This window comes from Rubrimonas sp., from assembly GCF_036788415.1.
Taxonomy (GTDB): Bacteria; Pseudomonadota; Alphaproteobacteria; order Rhodobacterales; family Rhodobacteraceae; genus Rubrimonas.
Genome location: NZ_DAIQNN010000002.1, coordinates 59,244 through 76,529, shown reverse-complemented (window position 1 = coordinate 76,529; position 17,286 = coordinate 59,244). Strand labels below are relative to the sequence as shown.

General features: G+C 70.2%; 12 protein-coding genes and 1 riboswitch. Of the genes, 9 read left to right on the top strand and 3 right to left on the bottom strand.

Translation table 11 applies throughout. The annotated features are described in order from the left end of the window. Window positions 1-77 precede the first annotated feature (77 nt). Complete coding sequence (locus V7Q31_RS01100) at window positions 78-1,949, bottom strand: TonB-dependent receptor plug domain-containing protein (RefSeq protein ID WP_333831816.1); 1,872 nt, start codon at window positions 1,947-1,949, stop codon at window positions 78-80. A 139-nt stretch (window positions 1,950-2,088) separates the two neighbouring features. Beyond that, a riboswitch (cobalamin riboswitch) is annotated at window positions 2,089-2,301 on the bottom strand. Window positions 2,302-2,522: 221 nt separating this feature from the next. On the opposite strand from V7Q31_RS01100, the gene V7Q31_RS01095 reads away from it, so the two are divergent. The 6 genes from V7Q31_RS01095 to serA all read left to right on the top strand — a co-directional run bounded on the left by V7Q31_RS01095 (window position 2,523) and on the right by serA (window position 9,464). Continuing rightward, window positions 2,523-3,314, top strand: a complete 792-nt coding sequence (locus tag V7Q31_RS01095) for a hypothetical protein (RefSeq protein ID WP_333831815.1) — start codon at window positions 2,523-2,525, stop codon at window positions 3,312-3,314. 156 nt (window positions 3,315-3,470) lie between these two features. Beyond that, complete coding sequence (gene ctaD, locus V7Q31_RS01090; RefSeq protein ID WP_333831814.1) at window positions 3,471-5,096, top strand: cytochrome c oxidase subunit I; 1,626 nt, start codon at window positions 3,471-3,473, stop codon at window positions 5,094-5,096. Window positions 5,097-5,112: 16 nt separating this feature from the next. Further along, window positions 5,113-5,661 (top strand): DUF2244 domain-containing protein, encoded by a 549-nt coding sequence (locus V7Q31_RS01085; RefSeq protein ID WP_333831813.1) that lies wholly within the window; start codon window positions 5,113-5,115, stop codon window positions 5,659-5,661. 24 nt (window positions 5,662-5,685) lie between these two features. Beyond that, a complete protein-coding gene (locus V7Q31_RS01080; RefSeq protein ID WP_333831812.1) occupies window positions 5,686-6,444 on the top strand; it encodes an FkbM family methyltransferase in 759 nt (252 codons plus the stop codon). Between the two features lie 134 nt (window positions 6,445-6,578). Continuing rightward, complete coding sequence (locus tag V7Q31_RS01075; RefSeq protein ID WP_333831811.1) at window positions 6,579-7,760, top strand: phosphoserine transaminase; 1,182 nt, start codon at window positions 6,579-6,581, stop codon at window positions 7,758-7,760. Between the two features lie 111 nt (window positions 7,761-7,871). Next, a complete protein-coding gene (serA, locus tag V7Q31_RS01070; protein ID WP_333831810.1) occupies window positions 7,872-9,464 on the top strand; it encodes a phosphoglycerate dehydrogenase in 1,593 nt (530 codons plus the stop codon). A gap of 41 nt (window positions 9,465-9,505) precedes the next feature. Here serA and V7Q31_RS01065 read toward each other — a convergent pair whose 3' ends face one another. Then, entirely contained in the window at window positions 9,506-10,729 is a 1,224-nt protein-coding gene (locus V7Q31_RS01065) for a S8 family peptidase (protein ID WP_333831809.1), read from the bottom strand. Between the two features lie 185 nt (window positions 10,730-10,914). Beyond that, window positions 10,915-11,112, bottom strand: a complete 198-nt coding sequence (locus V7Q31_RS01060) for a hypothetical protein (RefSeq protein ID WP_333831808.1) — start codon at window positions 11,110-11,112, stop codon at window positions 10,915-10,917. A 162-nt stretch (window positions 11,113-11,274) separates the two neighbouring features. Here V7Q31_RS01060 and ilvD point away from each other — a divergent pair, with 162 nt between their 5' ends. From ilvD to V7Q31_RS01045, 3 genes are all read left to right on the top strand, one after another. Next, complete coding sequence (gene ilvD / locus V7Q31_RS01055; RefSeq protein ID WP_333831807.1) at window positions 11,275-13,002, top strand: dihydroxy-acid dehydratase; 1,728 nt, start codon at window positions 11,275-11,277, stop codon at window positions 13,000-13,002. Between the two features lie 82 nt (window positions 13,003-13,084). Further along, window positions 13,085-14,080 carry an efflux RND transporter periplasmic adaptor subunit gene (locus V7Q31_RS01050; RefSeq protein WP_333831806.1) on the top strand — a complete coding sequence of 332 codons (996 nt, stop codon included), beginning with the start codon at window positions 13,085-13,087 and terminating at the stop codon, window positions 14,078-14,080. After that, a complete protein-coding gene (locus V7Q31_RS01045) occupies window positions 14,077-17,286 on the top strand; it encodes an efflux RND transporter permease subunit (protein WP_333831805.1) in 3,210 nt (1,069 codons plus the stop codon). The genes V7Q31_RS01050 and V7Q31_RS01045 overlap by 4 nt, the downstream gene beginning before the upstream one ends.

Below are 17,286 nucleotides of genomic sequence, written 5' to 3'. Positions count from 1 at the left end.
GCGGCCGATGCAATGGTTTTGCGAACGTTTCGCAAGAATGCGGCGCGCGCATCGCCTCCGCGCGCGCCGCCCCTCGCTCAGAACGACGCGCGCAGACCGACCAGCGCAGTCAGCGGCTCGGCGCGATAGCCGAACACCTCCTCGTAGTCGGCGTCGAACAGGTTGCGCACGGCCCCGTAAAGCTCGACCTGCTCGGTCACCCGATAGCCCGCGTCGAGATTGATCACGACGTAATCGTCGAGGTCGACCGTGCTCGCGGGGAAGGTCGAGAAATCGCTGTCCGTGGTCTCCGCCGCGAACACCGCCTCGCCCCCGACATGGGCGCGGCCCTCGAGGAAGCGGTAGCGGGCCGAGACGGCGCCGCTGTGCTCGGGGCGGCGGATTTCCTGAGCCCCCGCGTCGTCCTCGGCGTCGAGCCAGGTGTAGCTCGCGCCGAGCGTCAGCCCGTCGATCGGCGCCACGCTGCCGGAAAGCTCCACGCCGCGCCGCGTGCTGTCGTCGTCGAGATTGCCCACCGACTGCACGCCGCCGCCGAGGCCGACCGAGACGATCTCGTCCTCGAGGCTCTCGTCGAAATAGGTGGCCGAGATCAGCGCCCGCCCGCCCCAGAACGTCTGGTCGACGCCGACGTCCCAGCCGAAATTGCGCTCCGGCTTGAGGTCGGGGTTGCCCTCGAAAGTTCCGAAGATGAAGCCGAACTGCTGGAAGAAGTCCGGATTGGTCTGCGCCCGGCCCACCGAGGCGCGCAGCCGCGTGCCCGTGTCGAAGATCTGATAGGAGGCCGACAGCGACCAGCTGAGGAAATCGTCGAACTCCTCGTTGTCGTCGTAGCGTGCGCCGGCCTGCACGAAGAGCGCCTCGGTGATCTGGGCGCGATAGTCGAGCACATAGCCGATCTCGTCGCGCGACCGCTCGCCCCCGGCGACGAACCCGTTCTCGAAGCCCTCGCGCTTGTATTGCAGAGCGCCGATCACCGTATGCGCGCGGGCGGGGCCGAAGCTGTAGGCGAGCTGGTAGCCCGCCTTCAGCGTGTCCTCGTCGTTGAAGGACGGGTCGAAGGAGAACGTCCGGGTGTCGGTGTCGCTGAAGGCGTAGGAGACGCTCGGCGTGTGCACCAGCGCGCCGTCCAGCATCGCCCAGTCGGCGGCGAGCCCGGCGAACAGGTCGCGCCCGTCATTCTCGCCGCGCTGGTCGGCGCGGGAATTGTCGAACTCGCCCTCGCGGTCGACATAGCGGAACGACCCGCGCAGGCCGATCTCGTCGGTCAGCGAGACGCCGCCGCGGGCGTTGAACACGAGCGCCTGCGCGCCGTCGTCGTCGCCCGAGCCGCCGCCCCGCGCGTCCCAGCCCGCATCGTCGCGGAAGGTCAGCGACAGCGCGCCGGCGCCGCGCGGGCCGCCATATTCGAGCCCCGCGCCGACGCCGCCCGACGGGTTGGTCCCGGCCTCGGCGAAGCCGAAGGTCCGCAGACCGTCCGCCCCGGCGCCGCCGCGGGTTATGATGTTGATAACGCCGGCCGTGGCGCCGGCGCCGTAGACGGCCGCCTGCGGCCCGCGCAGCACTTCGACGCGCTCGACCTCGTCGGCGGAAAGGCGCGAGAAGTCGAACGCCGTGGCCGCGCCGGCGGCTTCGACGCCGTCGATCAGCACCAGCACATGGTTGCTTTCGGACCCCCGGATGCGCACCGAGGTCTCGCCGCCCGGACCGCCGACGCGGCTGACCGAAACGCCGGGGGTTCCGCGCAAAGCGTCGACGAGGCGGGAGATGCCGCGCGCGCGCAGCTCCTCGCCGGTGACGATGGTGGCGGCGCGGGCGTAGCTCTGCGCCGCCACAGGGGCGAGACCGCCGCCGACCACGATCTCGTCGAGCAGAACGGGCGTCTGGCCGAGGGCGGGATATGACAGGGTGAAGCTCGCGGCGACGGCCGCGATCAGGGAAGATGCGCGCATCTGCGCCTCCTCTGCGCGCCGGAGGCTGCTCCGGCGACGGTTGCACGCAGCCGGAGGGCGCGACGACGCCGCGTCCGGAAACCGGCCATCGGAATCACCGCTGCGGAGGATCCGCCCCGGGGCGCGCCCCGCGCCCAAGGTGGGTGACGATGTTCCGGCAGGTCTCCTGGCTCGCGGGTCGTCGCCTTCGCTCCACCTTCCCGGCCCTGAGGGCCAGTGGCGTGCGGGAGCAGGCTCGCCGCTCACAGTTGCGGGGGCAGCCGCGGATTCCGCCCCGATGCGGGGCCTCACCGCGTTCCCTTTTCATCCGGCCGCCCTGCGACGACGCGGAACCAGAACGGGAGGACTTTCGCGCCGGACCGTTGCGGCGTCAATCGCCGCGCCCCATTACGCAGCCTTGTGTCGCAGATGCCTGCCGTCTTCATGAATACGACAGTCATCGGACAGCATTGTGAATTATTTTATACAGGCGTGACTTGAGGAATAAAATCTTTACATATCGGACGGCACGCTGTATCCAAACAGTGCAAGAATAGGCGGTCGGGTGCGATCGCGGTTCGGACTCAAGGGCTCATGCAGCTGATCGCCCATCGCCTTTACGACGACGCCGCCGAACTCAGGCAGGTCGACCGCAGGCGTCTGCACGGGGTCCAAGGGGCGGAACTCGACATTCGCTGCGACGAGACCGGCGAGGCGGTGATCCATCATTCCCCGGTGTTCCGCGCCCGCTCGGGCGCGCCGCGCGATCCGCGCAAGCCGCTGCGCGACGCGGTCGGCCTTCTGGGCGAGATCGCGCCGCATCTGCAGACGCTGCTGCTCGACGTCAAGACCGTCGACGCGGCGGGCCGCGCCGCCGAGGCCGTCGCCCGCGAACGTCCGCGTTTCGACGTCGCCTTCGCCTGCTGGCGCGCCGACGAAGTCGCGACGATCCGGGCGGCGTTGCCCGGCGCGCTGATCCTGTTCTGCGTCGCGCCGATCTTTCTGCGGCGCACGCCGCGGGGGCGGTTGCGCGACCTTTACATCTGCAATTCCTTCCCCTTCATCACCTCGGCGCGCGGCTTCGTTCCCAAGCTCGACAAACCCAACCGCCACAACATCAACGTCAAACTGATCTGCAAGGACCGGCTGGCGGCGCGGTTGCCGCGCGGGGTGGACGGGATGTGCGTGCACCGGCTGTTCCACCGCGAGGAGCTGATCGACTTCGCCGCCGCGCGCGGCCTGCGCACCGCGGTCTACGGCTTGCCGGCCTGCGACCATCCGCGCACCGACGCGCTGCGCGGCGTCGCCGATTTCGCAATCGTCAAGCGGCCGCGCTCCGGCGAGCGCAGCGCGCCCGCCTACGCCCCGGTCGCCTCCGCCGCCTGAACCGGCGGCGCCCCGAACCCCGCATTGACGTCTGTCAACTCCGACCTGCGTCGGAGGGTCACGCCCTGCGGCGCGCGCGAAACAGGCGCGGACGGTGGACCGGGCCGACGCTTCGGCGTTAAATCGGTTGCGAATTGCACATTTCGGGAGCGGGCAATGGCCGACGCTGCGGCGCATCACGGCGAGCATCACCAGAGCGGGTTCTTCACCCGGTGGTTCTGCTCGGTGAACCACAAGGACATCGGCATCCTCTACCTCGTGACGGCGGGCCTGCTCGGCGCGATCTCGGTGGCGATGACCGGCTACATGCGGCTCGAGCTCATGGAGCCGGGCGTGCAGTACATGCTGACCGAGGACGGGACGCCCGACGGCGCGCTCTGGAACGTGCTGATCACCGGCCACGGCATCCTGATGATGTTCTTCGTGGTCATCCCGGCGCTGTTCGGCGGCTTCGGCAACTACTTCATGCCGCTGATGATCGGCGCGCCGGACATGGCGTTCCCGCGGCTGAACAATCTCAGCTACTGGCTGTTCGTCGCCGGCGCCTCGCTCGCCGTGCTCGCCGTCTTCATGGATGGCGGGGTGCAGGCCGGCTGGGTGCTCTACGCGCCGCTCTCGACCTATGGCTCGCCGGGCATGGCGATGGATCTGGCGATCTTCGCGGTGCACCTTTCGGGCGCGTCGTCGATCCTCGGCGCGATCAACATCATCACGACCTTCCTGAACATGCGCGCGCCGGGGATGACGCTGTTCAAGGTGCCGCTCTTCGCCTGGTCGATCTTCGTCACCGCCTTCCTGATCCTGCTGTCGCTCCCCGTTCTGGCGGGCGCGATCACCATGCTGCTGACCGACCGCAATTTCGGCACGACCTTTTTCGACCCGGCGGGCGGCGGCGACCCGGTGCTGTACCAGCACATCCTGTGGTTCTTCGGGCACCCGGAAGTCTATATTCTCATCGTGCCGGGCTTCGGGATCATCAGCCACATCGTCTCGACCTTCTCGAACAAGCCGATCTTCGGCTATCTGGGGATGGTATGGGCGATGATCGCCATCGGCGTGCTCGGCTTCGTCGTCTGGGCGCACCACATGTACACGGTGGGCATGAGCGCCGACGCGCAGGCCTATTTCATGCTCGCCACCATGGTCATCGCGGTGCCGACGGGCGTGAAGGTGTTCACGTGGATCGCCACGATGTGGGGCGGGTCCATCGAGTTCAAGACGCCGATGCTCTGGGCGCTGGGCTTCATCTTCCTGTTCACCATCGGCGGCGTGACCGGGATCGTGCTGAGCCAGGCGGGCGTGGACCGCGCCTATCACGACACCTATTACGTCGTGGCGCATTTCCACTACGTGATGAGCCTCGGCGCGGTGTTCTGCATCTTCGCCGGCATCTACTACTGGATCGGCAAGATGTCGGGGCGGCAGTATCCGGAATGGGCCGGCCGCGTCCACTTCTGGACGATGTTCATCGGCGCCAACATCACCTTCTTCCCGCAGCACTTCCTTGGGCGGGCGGGGATGCCGCGGCGCTACATCGACTATCCGGAGGCGTTCGCGCTGTGGAACTATGTGTCGTCCATCGGCGCGTTCATCTCGATCGGCTCTTTCGTGTTCTTCCTGTGGATCGTGTGGCACACGCTGACGAGGGGGGAGCGCATCGTCGAGCCGAACTATTGGGGCGGCGGCGCGGACACGCTGGAATGGACCCTCTCCAACCCCCCGCCCGAGCACACTTTCGAGACGCTGCCCACTCAGGCGCAGTGGGACAAGGGCCATCACTGAGCGCCATGATCCGCGCATGAGCCAGGACCGCGACTCGGCCGGAGGGGGCGCCCCTCCGGCCGCACACGTCTCAGACCCCTTCGAGCGGCGCGACCCGCCGCTCTATGCGGCGACGCTCTGGCCGCACCGCTCGCTCAGCCGGCGGGGCTTCGGCTGGGTGATGCTCTGCCTCGGGGTCGGTCTCGCGATCCCGCTGCTGTCGGTGTGGGGCACGCCGGTCGCCTGGGCGCTCTCGCCCTTCCTGATCGGGGCGCTGGGGCTGGTCTATGCGATGATCGAGATGAATTACCGGGCGGGCCGGCTGCGCGAGGATGTGCGCATCTGGCCGGACCTGATGGCGGTGGAGCGGCGCGAGCCGAAGGGGCGCGTGCGGCGCTGGGCGGCCAATCCCTACTGGGTGACGCTGGAGCTGACCGACACGCGGGCGATGGAGCGGTATCTGACGCTGAAGGGCGGCGGGCGCACCATCGAACTCGGCGCGTTCCTGACGCCCGAGGAGCGGACCGCGCTGGCGGAGGAGTTGCGCGGGGCGCTGGCGCGGGCGCGCGCGGCGGCGCCGGCGTGAGGGGCTCGGCGTGAGGGGCCCGGCGTGAGCGATCCGGCGCCTGTTCCGAGGCGGATCGAGCGGCTCGGGCGCGGCTTCACGGTCGATGCGGCGCGCGAGGGCGCGTTCTGGGAGCGATTCGCCTCCGGGGCGTGGGAGCCGGAGACGCTGGCGCTGCTGGCGGAGCGGACGGGCCCTGGGGTCCAGTTCATCGACATCGGCGCGTGGATCGGGCCGACGAGCCTGTTCGCCGCGGCTTGCGGCGTCGAGGTGGTGGCGGTGGAGGCAGACCCGGTGGCGCTGGTGTGGCTGCGGCGCAATCTGGCGCTGAACCCCGCGCTTGCGGCGCGCGTGCGGGTGTTCGACCGGGTGCTGACGGCGGAGGGCGGCGCGGCGCGGTTCGGGACGAATCGAGGGCGGGGGGGCAATTCGATGTCCTCGACGCTGCACGCCGAGATGGCGACGGAATGGACCTTGCCCGCGGCGACGCCGGCGGAGCTGGCGGCGTTCGCAGGGCCCGCGGCGCGGCGCTTCGTGAAGCTCGACATCGAGGGCGGGGAATACGCGGTGGCGCCGGCGCTGGGGCCGGTGCTCGCGGGCGCGGAGGCCGTTCTGGTGTCGTGGCATCCGAAAGTCGCGCGCGCGGCGGGGCGGTCGGAGGCGCGGATCGCGGCGGACAGCGCGGCCTGTCTGGGCGCGCTCGGGGCGTTCCGGGCGCTGGTTCCGCAGGGGGAGGGCTGGGCGCCGGCGCCGCCCGATCCGGTCCCGACGGGCGACTGGCTGTTCCTGCGCGAGGGCCCCTGAAGCAGTGTTCGGGGCGCAACGATTTCACAGTTGACGCGGCGGCGATTCTGGGTGTTTGTCGCGGCGGGCGCGCAGCCGGACAAGGGCGAGCGGCGGCGGGCTCAGCGAAATCGCCCTGACGACGGAGTGCGTCCATGACGCTCCCCCCCATGCCGCAGGCGAAGCCTGCGCGCCCGGAATTTTCCTCAGGTCCCTGCGCGAAACGCCCCGGCTGGTCAGCCGAGGGGGTCGCCGCGCGCGCCTTCCTCGGGCGGTCGCACCGCGCGTCGAAGCCGAAGGCGCAGCTCGCCGAGGCCATCGAGAAGACCCGCGCGCTGTTGGAGATCCCCGCCGACTACCGCATCGGGATCGTGCCGGCGTCGGACACCGGCGCTTACGAGATGGCGATGTGGACCATGCTCGGCGCGCGGCCCGTCGACGCGCTCGCCTGGGAGAGCTTCGGCGCCGGCTGGGTGACCGATGCGACCAAGCAGCTCAAGCTGGCCGACTGCCGCGTGATCGAAGCGCCTTACGGGGCGCTGCCGGACCTCGCGCAGGTGCGGCGCGAGGCGGATGTGCTGTTCACCTGGAACGGCACGACGTCGGGCGCGCGCGTTCCGAACGCCGACTGGATCGCGGCGGACCGCGAGGGGCTGACGCTGTGCGACGCCACTTCGGCGGCCTTCGCGCAGGCGCTCGACTGGCCGAAGCTCGATGTCGTGACCTTCTCCTGGCAGAAGGTGATGGGCGGCGAGGGCGCGCATGGCGTGCTGATCCTGTCCCCCCGCGCGGTGGAGCGGCTCGAGTCCTACAAGCCCGCATGGCCGCTGCCCAAGATCTTCCGCCTGATGTCGGGCGGCAAGCTGATCGAGGGCGTGTTCAAGGGCGAGACGATCAACACGCCGTCGATGCTGGCGGTGGCCGATTACGTCGATGCGCTCGACTGGGGGCTCGAGATCGGCGGGCTGGCGGCGCTGCGGGCGCGGGCGGACGCGAATTTCAGGGCGCTTCAAGGCTGGGTGGACGCGACCGGCTGGGTGGAGAACCTCGTCGCCGAGCCTGAGCATCGCTCGAACACCTCCGTGTGCCTCAAGATCGTCGATCCCGAGATCGCGGGGCTTTCGGAGGCCGATCAGCGCGCCTTCGCGGCGCGGATGGTCAAGCTGCTCGAAGGCGAGCGCGCGGCCTTCGACATCGGCGGCTATCGCGACGCGCCTCCGGGCCTGCGCATCTGGTGCGGCGCCACGGTCGAGACGGCGGATGTCGCAGCGCTGACGCCCTGGCTCGACTGGGCCTTCGCGACGGCGAAGGCCGAACGGGCCGCCGCGGCGGCCTGACCGGGCCTCCTTCTTTCCTCCCGAAATCCTCTCCCCTGCGGGGGAGAGGCGCCTCCCCTTCCCGCGTCGCGCCCGTCCGGCTGCGGCGCGCGCATCCCAAGAGGATTTCCCATGCCCAAGGTTCTCATCTCCGACGCGCTGTCGGACGCCGCCGTGCAGATCTTCCGCGACCGCGGCGTGGAGGTCGATTTCCAGCCCGATCTGGGCAAGGACCACGAAAAGCTCGCCGCCATCATCGGCGACTATGACGGTCTCGCCATCCGCTCCGCCACCAAGGCGACGGCGGCGATCATCGCGAGGGCCGACCGGCTCAAGGTGATCGGCCGCGCCGGGATCGGCGTGGACAATGTGGACATTCCCGCCGCCTCGGCCCGCGGCATCGTGGTGATGAACACGCCCTTCGGCAACTCGATCACCACCGCCGAGCACGCCATCGCGATGATGTTCGCCATCGCCCGCGAAATCCCCGCCGCCGACGCCTCGACCCGCGCCGGCAAGTGGGAGAAGAACCGCTTCATGGGCGCCGAGATCACCGGCAAGACGCTGGGGCTGATCGGCTGCGGCAACATCGGCTCGGTGGTGGCGAGCCGCGCCATCGGGCTGAAGATGAAGGTGATCGCCTACGATCCCTATCTCAGCCCCGACCGCGCCGTGCAGCTCGGCGTCGAGAAGGTCGCCGAGGTGGACGACCTGCTCAAGCGCGCGGACTTCGTGACGCTGCATGTGCCGAAAACCGAAAAGACCGCCAACATGCTCGACGCGCGGCGGCTCGCGCTGATGAAGCCGACGGCGCGGCTGATCAACTGCGCGCGCGGGGGGCTGGTGGACGAGGCGGCGCTCGCGGAGGCGCTGAAGGCCGGCAGGCTCGCGGGCGCGGCCTTCGACGTGTTCTCGGTCGAGCCGGCCAAGGAGAGCCCGCTGTTCGACTGCCCCAACATCGTGTGCACGCCGCATCTGGGCGCATCCACCGAGGAAGCGCAGGAGAACGTCGCGCTCCAGGTGGCCGAGCAGATGTCGGACTATCTGCTGACCGGCGCGATCCAGAACGCGCTGAACGCGCCCTCGATCACCGCCGAGGAAGCGCCGCTCCTGAAGCCCTGGGTCGCGGTGTGCGAGGTGCTGGGCGGCTTCGCCGGGCAGGTGACCGAGACGGCGATCAAGGAGATCGAGATCGAATATGTCGGCGATGTCGGCGATCTGAACCTCAAGCCGCTGACCGCCGCGCTGACGGCCTCGCTGCTCAAGCCCCTGATGGGCGAGGGCGCCGTCAACATGGTCTCGGCGCCGATCATGGCGAAGGAGCGCGGCATCGCGATCTCGGAGACGCGGCGCGACGCGCAGGGGGCCTTCGGCTCCTATGTGCGGCTGATCGTGGTGACAGAGCGGCAGACGCGCGCGGTGGCGGCGACGATCTTCTCGGACGGGCGGCCGCATTTCATCCAGATCAAGGGCGTGGACATCGAGGCGGCGCCGATGCCCTTCATGCTCTACACCACCAACGAGGACACGCCGGGCTATATCGGCGCGCTCGGCACCAAGCTCGGCGATCTGGGCGTGAACATCGCGACGATGGCGCTGGGGCGGGCGGAGCGGGGCGGCGAGGCGATCGCGCTGCTCGGGGTCGACCAGACGCTGACTCCGGCGATGCTGGCCGAGATCAAGACGTTGCGGCAAGTGCGCGACGCCAAGGCGCTGGCGTTCTGAAACCTCCGGGCGGCGGGTTTTCCGCCGCCGCCCGAACTCCGTCAGACGAAAACGGAATCGGCGTAGGCCGAGGCGTGGTCGAGAAACCAGTCCACAGCCGCGTCGGCGTCGGCGACGACAGCGCCGCCCCAGCTCTTCGACGCGCCGACGACCCGGTCGCCGGAGGCGCGCAGAATGCCGAGCACCGCCTCGTCCTGAAGCTGCGCGCCGCGCCCGAAGACGTGTTCGGCGGCTTCCTGGATGCGCGCGACGGCCCCGGAGACGTAGGGCGCCGCGAAACTCGTGCCGCTGACGAGGAAGGCGGCTCCCACCGTCGATTCCACATAGACGCGGTCGCCCAGGGCGGCGATGTCGGTCATCGCGGCGTGCTTCTGGCTCCAGCTCGCGAAGCGGTCGGCGGAGGTGGTCGCCGAGACGCCGACGACGCTGGGGTCGGCGGCGAGCACGTTAACGCCGTTCTTGTAGCGTTGGCCGTCATTGCCTGCGGCGACCGAGACGAACACCCCCATGCGGTCGAGCGCGGCGAATTCGTCGCTCAGATGGGTTCGGGTGGCGCTGGTCGCATTGCCGAAGCCGAGGCTGAGATTGACCGCCACGACATCGAAGCCGTCGACGTTGCGGATCGTCCAGCGCAGCGCCTCCTCGATGTCGCGCGTGGAGGCCCCGCGCCCTGCATCGTCGAACACCTTCAGATGGATGATGTCGGCGTCCTCGGCGACGCCGGTCGCGACCTCGGCGACCCATGAGCCATGGCTGTAGAGCGTGCGCACCGACGCGTCCGCGTCGTTGCGGCCGGAGAAGTCGTAGGAGAATACGGTGTTCGATCGGTCGTAGAACGGCGACCAGCCGGTGTCGATCACCACGATCGCCTTGCCGTCGCCAGTGAAGTCGTCCGCGTCGGCGCGCTGGGCGCGTGCGGCCACGGCGCTGGTGAACCGGACCCTCAGCGCGTCGACGTCCGGCGACTGGCCGTCCGGTAAGGCGGCGTCGGACGTCGCGTCGAGCCGGTCTTCGCGCGAGTGAGCGGTTATCCACGCGCCGTCATCCTCGGAAGGCGGCGCTGCGATCGCGATTGGCGCGGCGTCCGCAGGCTGGTCGGGGCCTGCCGACGCTTCGAGGGAGCCGAGCGTCCCGAATGCGGTCGTCGCAGGCCAAGCGTCGGCGCGGATCGGCGGAGGTGGGGTCGGGGTCAGGCCGAACGCCTCGGCCTCGGCGTCGAAAAAGATGAAACCGTCGAGGTCGACGGAGAGAAGCTTGGCGTACATGGAAAACGCTCCCAGAGCACAGCGCCCATCTTGGGCACATATGCACGGTAAGGAGGCGTGCTTGAGATCACATTAAGATCACATCAATACTCATTGCAAAAAGGGTTAAGATGGCGAGACCCGCGCCGAGGCGGCTCTCCGCCGAGACTCGCTGCGCCCCTCCGGCGGAGGGGCGCAGCAGGCGGTCATTCGGCTTTGCGCTCGATGTCGAGGAACTTCTCGGCGCGCCTCGAGGCGTCTTCCTCGCGCGGCTTTTTCGTCAGCGCCATCTCCTTGGCGCCGATCTTCTCGCCCGAGCGGCGTTCGATCTCGGCGTAGCGGTCGGCGCTGCGTTCGGCCGGCGGCTCTGCGCGGTTGTCGAGGGGGGCCTTGCCTTCGGTCATCTCGCTGTCTCCCGTGTTGTTGACAGACGCGATGTAAATGGGCGCGAACCGGTCTCGTGGGAACCCCCGCGCCCCGCGACCCATCCGCGCGCGCCGGATTGAGGCGCGTCGTCCCCGCGTCTATGGTGCGCGCCGCTTGCAAGCCAGGGAGAGCCGCGGATCATGGACGCCAGAACCTTCGACAAGTCGAAACTCGTCAGCCGGCACGTGACCGAAGGCCCGTCCCGCGCGCCCCATCGCTCCTATTTCTACGCGATGGGGCTGACCGAGGAGGAGATCCACCGCCCCTTCGTCGGCGTCGCGACCTGCTGGAACGAGGCCGCGCCCTGCAACATCGCGCTCAACCGGCAGGCGCAGGCGGTGAAGCTCGGCGTCAAGGAGGCGCTCGGCACGCCGCGCGAGTTCACCACCATCACCGTCACCGACGGCATCGCGATGGGCCATGAGGGCATGCGCTCCTCGCTCGCCTCGCGCGAGGCCATCGCCGACACGGTCGAGCTGACCATGCGCGGCCACGCCTACGACGCCATCGTGGGGCTCGCGGGCTGCGACAAGTCGCTGCCGGGGATGATGATGGCGATGATCCGGCTCAACACGCCGTCGGTGTTCATCTATGGCGGCTCGATCCTGCCCGGCCGCTTCGAGGGCCGCGACGTGACCGTGCAGGACGTGTTCGAGGCGGTGGGCCGCGAGCAGGCGGGCGCGATGTCGGCCTGCGAGCTCGAGAAGCTGGAGAAGGTCGCCTGTCCTTCGGCGGGCGCCTGCGGCGGGCAGTTCACCGCCAACACGATGGCCTGCGTCTCCGAGGCCATCGGGCTCGCGCTGCCCAACTCCTCCGGCGCGCCGGCGCCCTATGAGAGCCGCGACCAGTATTGCGAGGCGTCGGGCCGCGCCGTGATGAACCTGATCGCGCAGAACATCCGCGCGCGCGACATCGTCACGCTGAAATCGCTGGAGAACGCGGCGCGCATCGTCGCCTGCACCGGCGGCAGCACCAACGCCGGCCTGCACCTGCCCGCAATGGCGCATGAGGCGGGCATCCGCTTCGACCTGTTCGACGTCTGCGAGGTGTTCCGCTCGACGCCCTATTTCGTCGACCTGAAGCCGGGCGGCAAATACGTCGCCAAGGACCTCTACGAGGCGGGCGGCGTGCCGCGGGTGATGCGCGCGCTGCTCGATGCGGGGCTGCTGCATGGCGACTGCATGACCGTCACCGGCAAGACCGTCGCCGAGAACCTCGAAGGCGTCGAGGGTACGCCCGACGGCAAGGTGATCCACTCGGTCGCCAAGCCGCTGAGCAAGACGGGCGGCGTGGTGGGCCTGAAGGGCAACCTCGCCCCCGAAGGCGCCATCGTGAAAGTCGCCGGCATGAAGACGCTCAAGTTCGAGGGCCCCGCGCGGGTGTTCGAGAGCGAGGAGGACGCCTTCGCCGCCGTGCAGCGCCGCGACTACAAGGAGGGCGAAGTCATCGTGATCCGCAACGAGGGCCCGCGCGGCGGCCCCGGCATGCGCGAGATGCTGGCGACCACGGCGGCGATCTCGGGGCAGGGCATGGGCTCGAAAGTCGCGCTGATCACCGACGGGCGCTTCTCGGGCGCCACGCGCGGCTTCTGCGTCGGCCATGTCGGGCCGGAGGCGGCGGTCGGCGGGCCGATCGCCCTGCTGCGCGACGGCGACGTCATCCAGATCGACGCCAAGAAGGGCACGCTGAAGGTCAAGCTCTCGGCCAAGGAGCTGAAGGACCGGCGAAAGGCCTGGAAAGGCCCGCGCGAGACGATCTACGGCTCGGGCGCGCTGTGGAAATTCGCCCAGCTCGTCGGCCCGACCGTCAAGGGCGCGGTGACCCATCCCGGCAAGGACGGCGAGCGGCACGTCTACGCCGATCTCTGAGCGGCGCGCCTTTGCGTCATCTCGCATCCGGCGCGCGCATGGATTATGACGGGTTTCACAGTCCCGTCATGGAGTATCCGCCATGCGCGCCCGCCTTCTCGCCGCCGTCGCGCCGGTCGCCGCGTCGCTCGCGCTGATCCTCGGCGCCGGCCCGCTCGCCGCCGCCGACCATGTCCTGCGCGCCGAGACCGTCGCCGACATGAAGGCGGTCTACGGTCAGGTCCTCAGCCGCGACGTGGTGGCCGCGCGCGCGCGCATCTCCGGCGAAGTCGTGGCGCTCGACGTCGAGGAGGGCGACGACCTCGCCGCCGGCGCCCGCGTCGGGCTGGTGGTGGACGACAAATTGGCGTTGCGCATCGAGGCGGTGCAGGCGCAGCTCGCCGCGCTTGCGGCCGAGGCCGAGAACGCGCGCGACGAACTTGCGCGCGCCGAATCGCTGCTCGAACGCGGCGTGACCACCCGCCAGCGCGTGGACGCGCTGCGCACCGCGCTCGACGTGGTGCAGGGCCGCATCGCCTCCGCCGAGGCCGAGCGCGCGGTGATCGCCCAGCAGGGCGCCGAGGGCGAGGTGCTCGCCCCGGCTTCGGGCCGGGTGATCGACGCGCCGCTGCCCGCCGGCGCCGTGGTCATGGCCGGCGAGCCGCTGGCGCGGATCGCGAGCGGCGGCTTTTTCCTGCGCCTCGCTCTGCCGGAGCGGCATGCGGCGCTGCTGAGCCCCGGCATGGAAGTCTTGGTCGAGGGCCGCCCCGCCGATCCCGCAGGCTCGCGTGCGGCCACGGGACGCGTCGCCCGCGTCCTGCCCGCGCTCGAGGCGGGCCGCGTGCTGGTCGACGTCGAGGCGGACGGGCTCGACGGCTATCTCGTCGGCGAGCGCACGCTGGTGCGCCTGCCGGTCGCGACGCGCACGGCGCTGCGCGCGCCGGAGGCGGCGGTGGTCACGCGCGGCGGGGTCGATTTCGTCGCGCTCCGCGGGCCGGACGGCGTGCGGGAGGTCGCCGTTCTGACCGGCGCGCGCGAGGGCGGGATGGTCGAAATCCTCGCCGGGCTGCGCGACGGCGACGTGGCGGTCGCGCCATGAAGCTCGGGATCGCGGGGGGCCTGACGCGTGCCTTCATCGCCTCGCCTCTGGTGCCGCTGATGCTGCTCGGCGCGGCTCTGCTCGGGCTGATCGCGCTGGGCGCCCTGCCGCGCGAGGAGGAGCCGCAGATCTCGGTGCCGATGGTGGACATCCACCTCTCGGTCCCCGGCCTGCGCGCCGAAGACGCGGTGAAGCTCGTCACCGAGCCGCTCGAGACCATCGTCAAGGCGGTGAACGGCGTCGAGCACGTCTATTCGCAGACCGTCGACGACGCGGCGATGGTCACCGCGCGCTTTCATGTCGGCGAGAGCGCGGATGCGGCGATCCTGCGCGTGCACGAGAAAGTCCGCGCCAACATCGACCGGCTGCCGCTCGGCGTGCCCGAGCCGGTGATCGTCGGGCGCGGCATCGACGACGTCGCCATCGTCGTCGTCACGCTGGCCCCCCGCCCCGAAGCCGCCGACCGCTGGAGCGCCGCCGCCCTCACCCGCATCGCGCGCGAGTTGCATGTCGAACTCGCGCGGATCGAGGATGTGGGGCTGAGCTACCTCGTCGGCGCCCAGAACGAGGAAATCCGCATCCGCCCCGACCCCGAGCGCCTCGCGCTCCATGGCGTCACCTTGCAGGGGCTGGCCGAGAAGATCGCCGGCGCCAACCATGTCTTTCGCGCCGGCCTCGTGCGCGACGGCGGATCGCAGGTCGGGCTCGCAGTCGGGCGCACCCTGCGCGAACCCGCCGAGATCGGCGGCCTGCTGCTGACCACGCGCGACGGGCGGGCCGTCTATGTGCGCGACGTCGCCGACATCGAGATCGCGTCGCGCCCCGAGGAGCGGCTCGTCAGCCATTACGCGCCGGACGGGGCGGGCGGGCTGAGCCGCGCCCCCGCCGTGTCCATCGCGCTGGCCAAGCGCGCCGGCGCCAACGCCGTCGAGATCGCCGAGCGCATCCATGAAGGGCTCGCCCGCGCCGAAGGCCGCATCATCCCCGCGGACGTGGTCGCCCATGTCACCCGCGACTATGGCGAGACGGCGAAGGAGAAGGCCGACGAGCTTCTGTTCCATCTCGGCCTCGCCACCGTCTCCATCGTGATCCTCGTCGCCTTCGCCATCGGTCTGCGGGCGGCGGCGGTGGTGGCGGTGGTGATCCCGGTGACGATCCTGCTCACCCTCGCGGCCTCGTGGCTGATGGGCTACACGCTCAACCGCGTCAGCCTGTTCGCGCTGATCTTCTCCATCGGCATCCTCGTCGACGACGCCATCGTGGTGATCGAGAACATCGCCCGCCACTGGGCGATGCGCGACGGGCGGTCGGCGGCGCAGGCGGCGGTGGACGCAGTGGCCGAAGTCGGCAACCCGACCATCATCGCGACGCTGACGGTGGTCGCGGCGCTGCTGCCGATGCTGGCGGTGTCTGGGATGATGGGCCCCTACATGTCGCCGATCCCGGCCAATGCGTCCGCGGCGATGATCCTGTCCTTTTTCGTCGCCGTCATCGTCACGCCATGGCTGATGGTGAAAGTCGGCGTCGCCAAGGGGGGCGATCATGCCGAGCGCGAGGGCCTGCTCGGGCGCGGCTATCGGGCGGTCGCCGGGCCGATCCTCGCGAGTCGTGCGCGCTCATGGGCGTTCCTGCTGGCGGTGGGGGTCGCGACGCTCGGCTCGATGGCGCTGTTCGCGACCCGCGACGTGACCGTGAAGCTGCTGCCCTTCGACGACAAGCCGGAGCTGTCGGTGGTGCTCGACCTGCCCGAAGGCGCCTCGGTCGAGGCGACCGACCGCGCGCTCGGCGCTGTGGCGGCCCGGCTGGCGGGCTTTCCCGACATCGTCTCGATGCAGGCCCATGCGGGGACGGCGGCGCCCTTCGACTTCAACGGCCTCGTGCGCCACTACTATCTGCGCGAGAGCCCGGAGATGGGCCAGCTCCAGATCAACCTGACCGACCGCCACGACCGCGACGCGACCAGCCACGACCTCGCCCTCGCCTTCCGCGACGCGCTGCGCGGGCTCGACCTGCCCGAGGGCACGGCGCTGAAGGTGGTCGAGCCGCCCCCCGGCCCCCCGGTCTTGGCGACCCTGCTCGCCGAGATCTACGGCCCCGACCCCGAGACGCGGCGCGAGACGGCGCGCAAGGTGCGCGAAGCCTTCGAGGCGCAGGACTTCGTGGTGGATGTCGACGACACCATCGGCGCCCCGCCCCAGCGCCTGCGCATCGCCGCGCGCGAGGACGATCTGGAGTTCCATCAGGTCGCGCATGGCGACGTCTATGGCGCGGTGGAGGCGCTCTATCTCGGGCGGCTCGTGGGCTATTCGCATCGCGGCGAGGGCCGCCAGCCGCTGCCGATCCGCCTCGCGCTGCCGCCGGGGGGGCGGCGCGTCGATCAGGCGGCGCTTTCGACGCCTGTGCCCGCCAACCTGCTGCCCGGCGCGCGCGGCGTGGTCGAACTCGGCGACGTGGCCGAGGTGAGTCGCGAGACCGCCTCGCACATGATCTTCCGCCGCAACGGCCTGCCGCTGGAGATGGTCACCGCCGAGCTTGCGGGGGCCTACGAGGCCCCGCTCTACGGCATGCTCGCCGTGGCCGAGACGATGGACGCGATCGACTGGGGCGCGGCGGGGCGGCCCGAAATCCTGCTGCACGGCCAGCCCCTCGACATCTCGCGCCCCGCGCTGCTCTGGGACGGCGAATGGGAGGTGACCTATGTCACCTTCCGCGACATGGGGGCGGCCTTCGGCGTGGCGCTCGCCGGCATCTTCGTGCTGGTGGTGATCCAGTTCGGCTCGTTCCGGCTGCCGCTGGCAGTCCTGACTCCGATCCCGCTGACGTTCATCGGCATCCTGCTGGGGCATTGGGCGATGGGGGCGCCGTTCTCGGCGACCTCGATGATCGGCTTCATCGCGCTCGCAGGCATCATCGTGCGCAACTCGATCCTGCTGGTCGACTTCATCCGCCATGCGCCCGACCCGTCGATGTCGCTGCGCGCCGCGTTGCTGGAGGCGGGGGCGATCCGCTTCAAGCCGATCCTGCTGACGGCGCTGGCGGCGATGCTCGGCGCGGCGGTGATCCTGTTCGACCCGATCTTCCAGGGGCTCGCGATCTCGCTGCTGTTCGGGCTGGCGTCGAGCACGCTGCTGACGGTGCTCGTGATCCCGGCGATCTACGTCGTGCTGCGCGACGCCGACGCGCCGGTGAGCGGGGCTCAGGGCTGA

Coding starts and splice junctions, on each gene's coding strand:
- V7Q31_RS01100 (WP_333831816.1), bottom strand. CDS start 1,949: ATGCGCGCATCTTCCCTGATCGCGGCCGTCGCCGCGAGCTTCACCCTG.
- V7Q31_RS01095 (WP_333831815.1), top strand. CDS start 2,523: ATGCAGCTGATCGCCCATCGCCTTTACGACGACGCCGCCGAACTCAGG.
- ctaD (WP_333831814.1), top strand. CDS start 3,471: ATGGCCGACGCTGCGGCGCATCACGGCGAGCATCACCAGAGCGGGTTC.
- V7Q31_RS01085 (WP_333831813.1), top strand. CDS start 5,113: ATGAGCCAGGACCGCGACTCGGCCGGAGGGGGCGCCCCTCCGGCCGCA.
- V7Q31_RS01075 (WP_333831811.1), top strand. CDS start 6,579: ATGACGCTCCCCCCCATGCCGCAGGCGAAGCCTGCGCGCCCGGAATTT.
- serA (WP_333831810.1), top strand. CDS start 7,872: ATGCCCAAGGTTCTCATCTCCGACGCGCTGTCGGACGCCGCCGTGCAG.
- V7Q31_RS01065 (WP_333831809.1), bottom strand. CDS start 10,729: ATGTACGCCAAGCTTCTCTCCGTCGACCTCGACGGTTTCATCTTTTTC.
- V7Q31_RS01060 (WP_333831808.1), bottom strand. CDS start 11,112: ATGACCGAAGGCAAGGCCCCCCTCGACAACCGCGCAGAGCCGCCGGCC.
- ilvD (WP_333831807.1), top strand. CDS start 11,275: ATGGACGCCAGAACCTTCGACAAGTCGAAACTCGTCAGCCGGCACGTG.
- V7Q31_RS01050 (WP_333831806.1), top strand. CDS start 13,085: ATGCGCGCCCGCCTTCTCGCCGCCGTCGCGCCGGTCGCCGCGTCGCTC.
- V7Q31_RS01045 (WP_333831805.1), top strand. CDS start 14,077: ATGAAGCTCGGGATCGCGGGGGGCCTGACGCGTGCCTTCATCGCCTCG.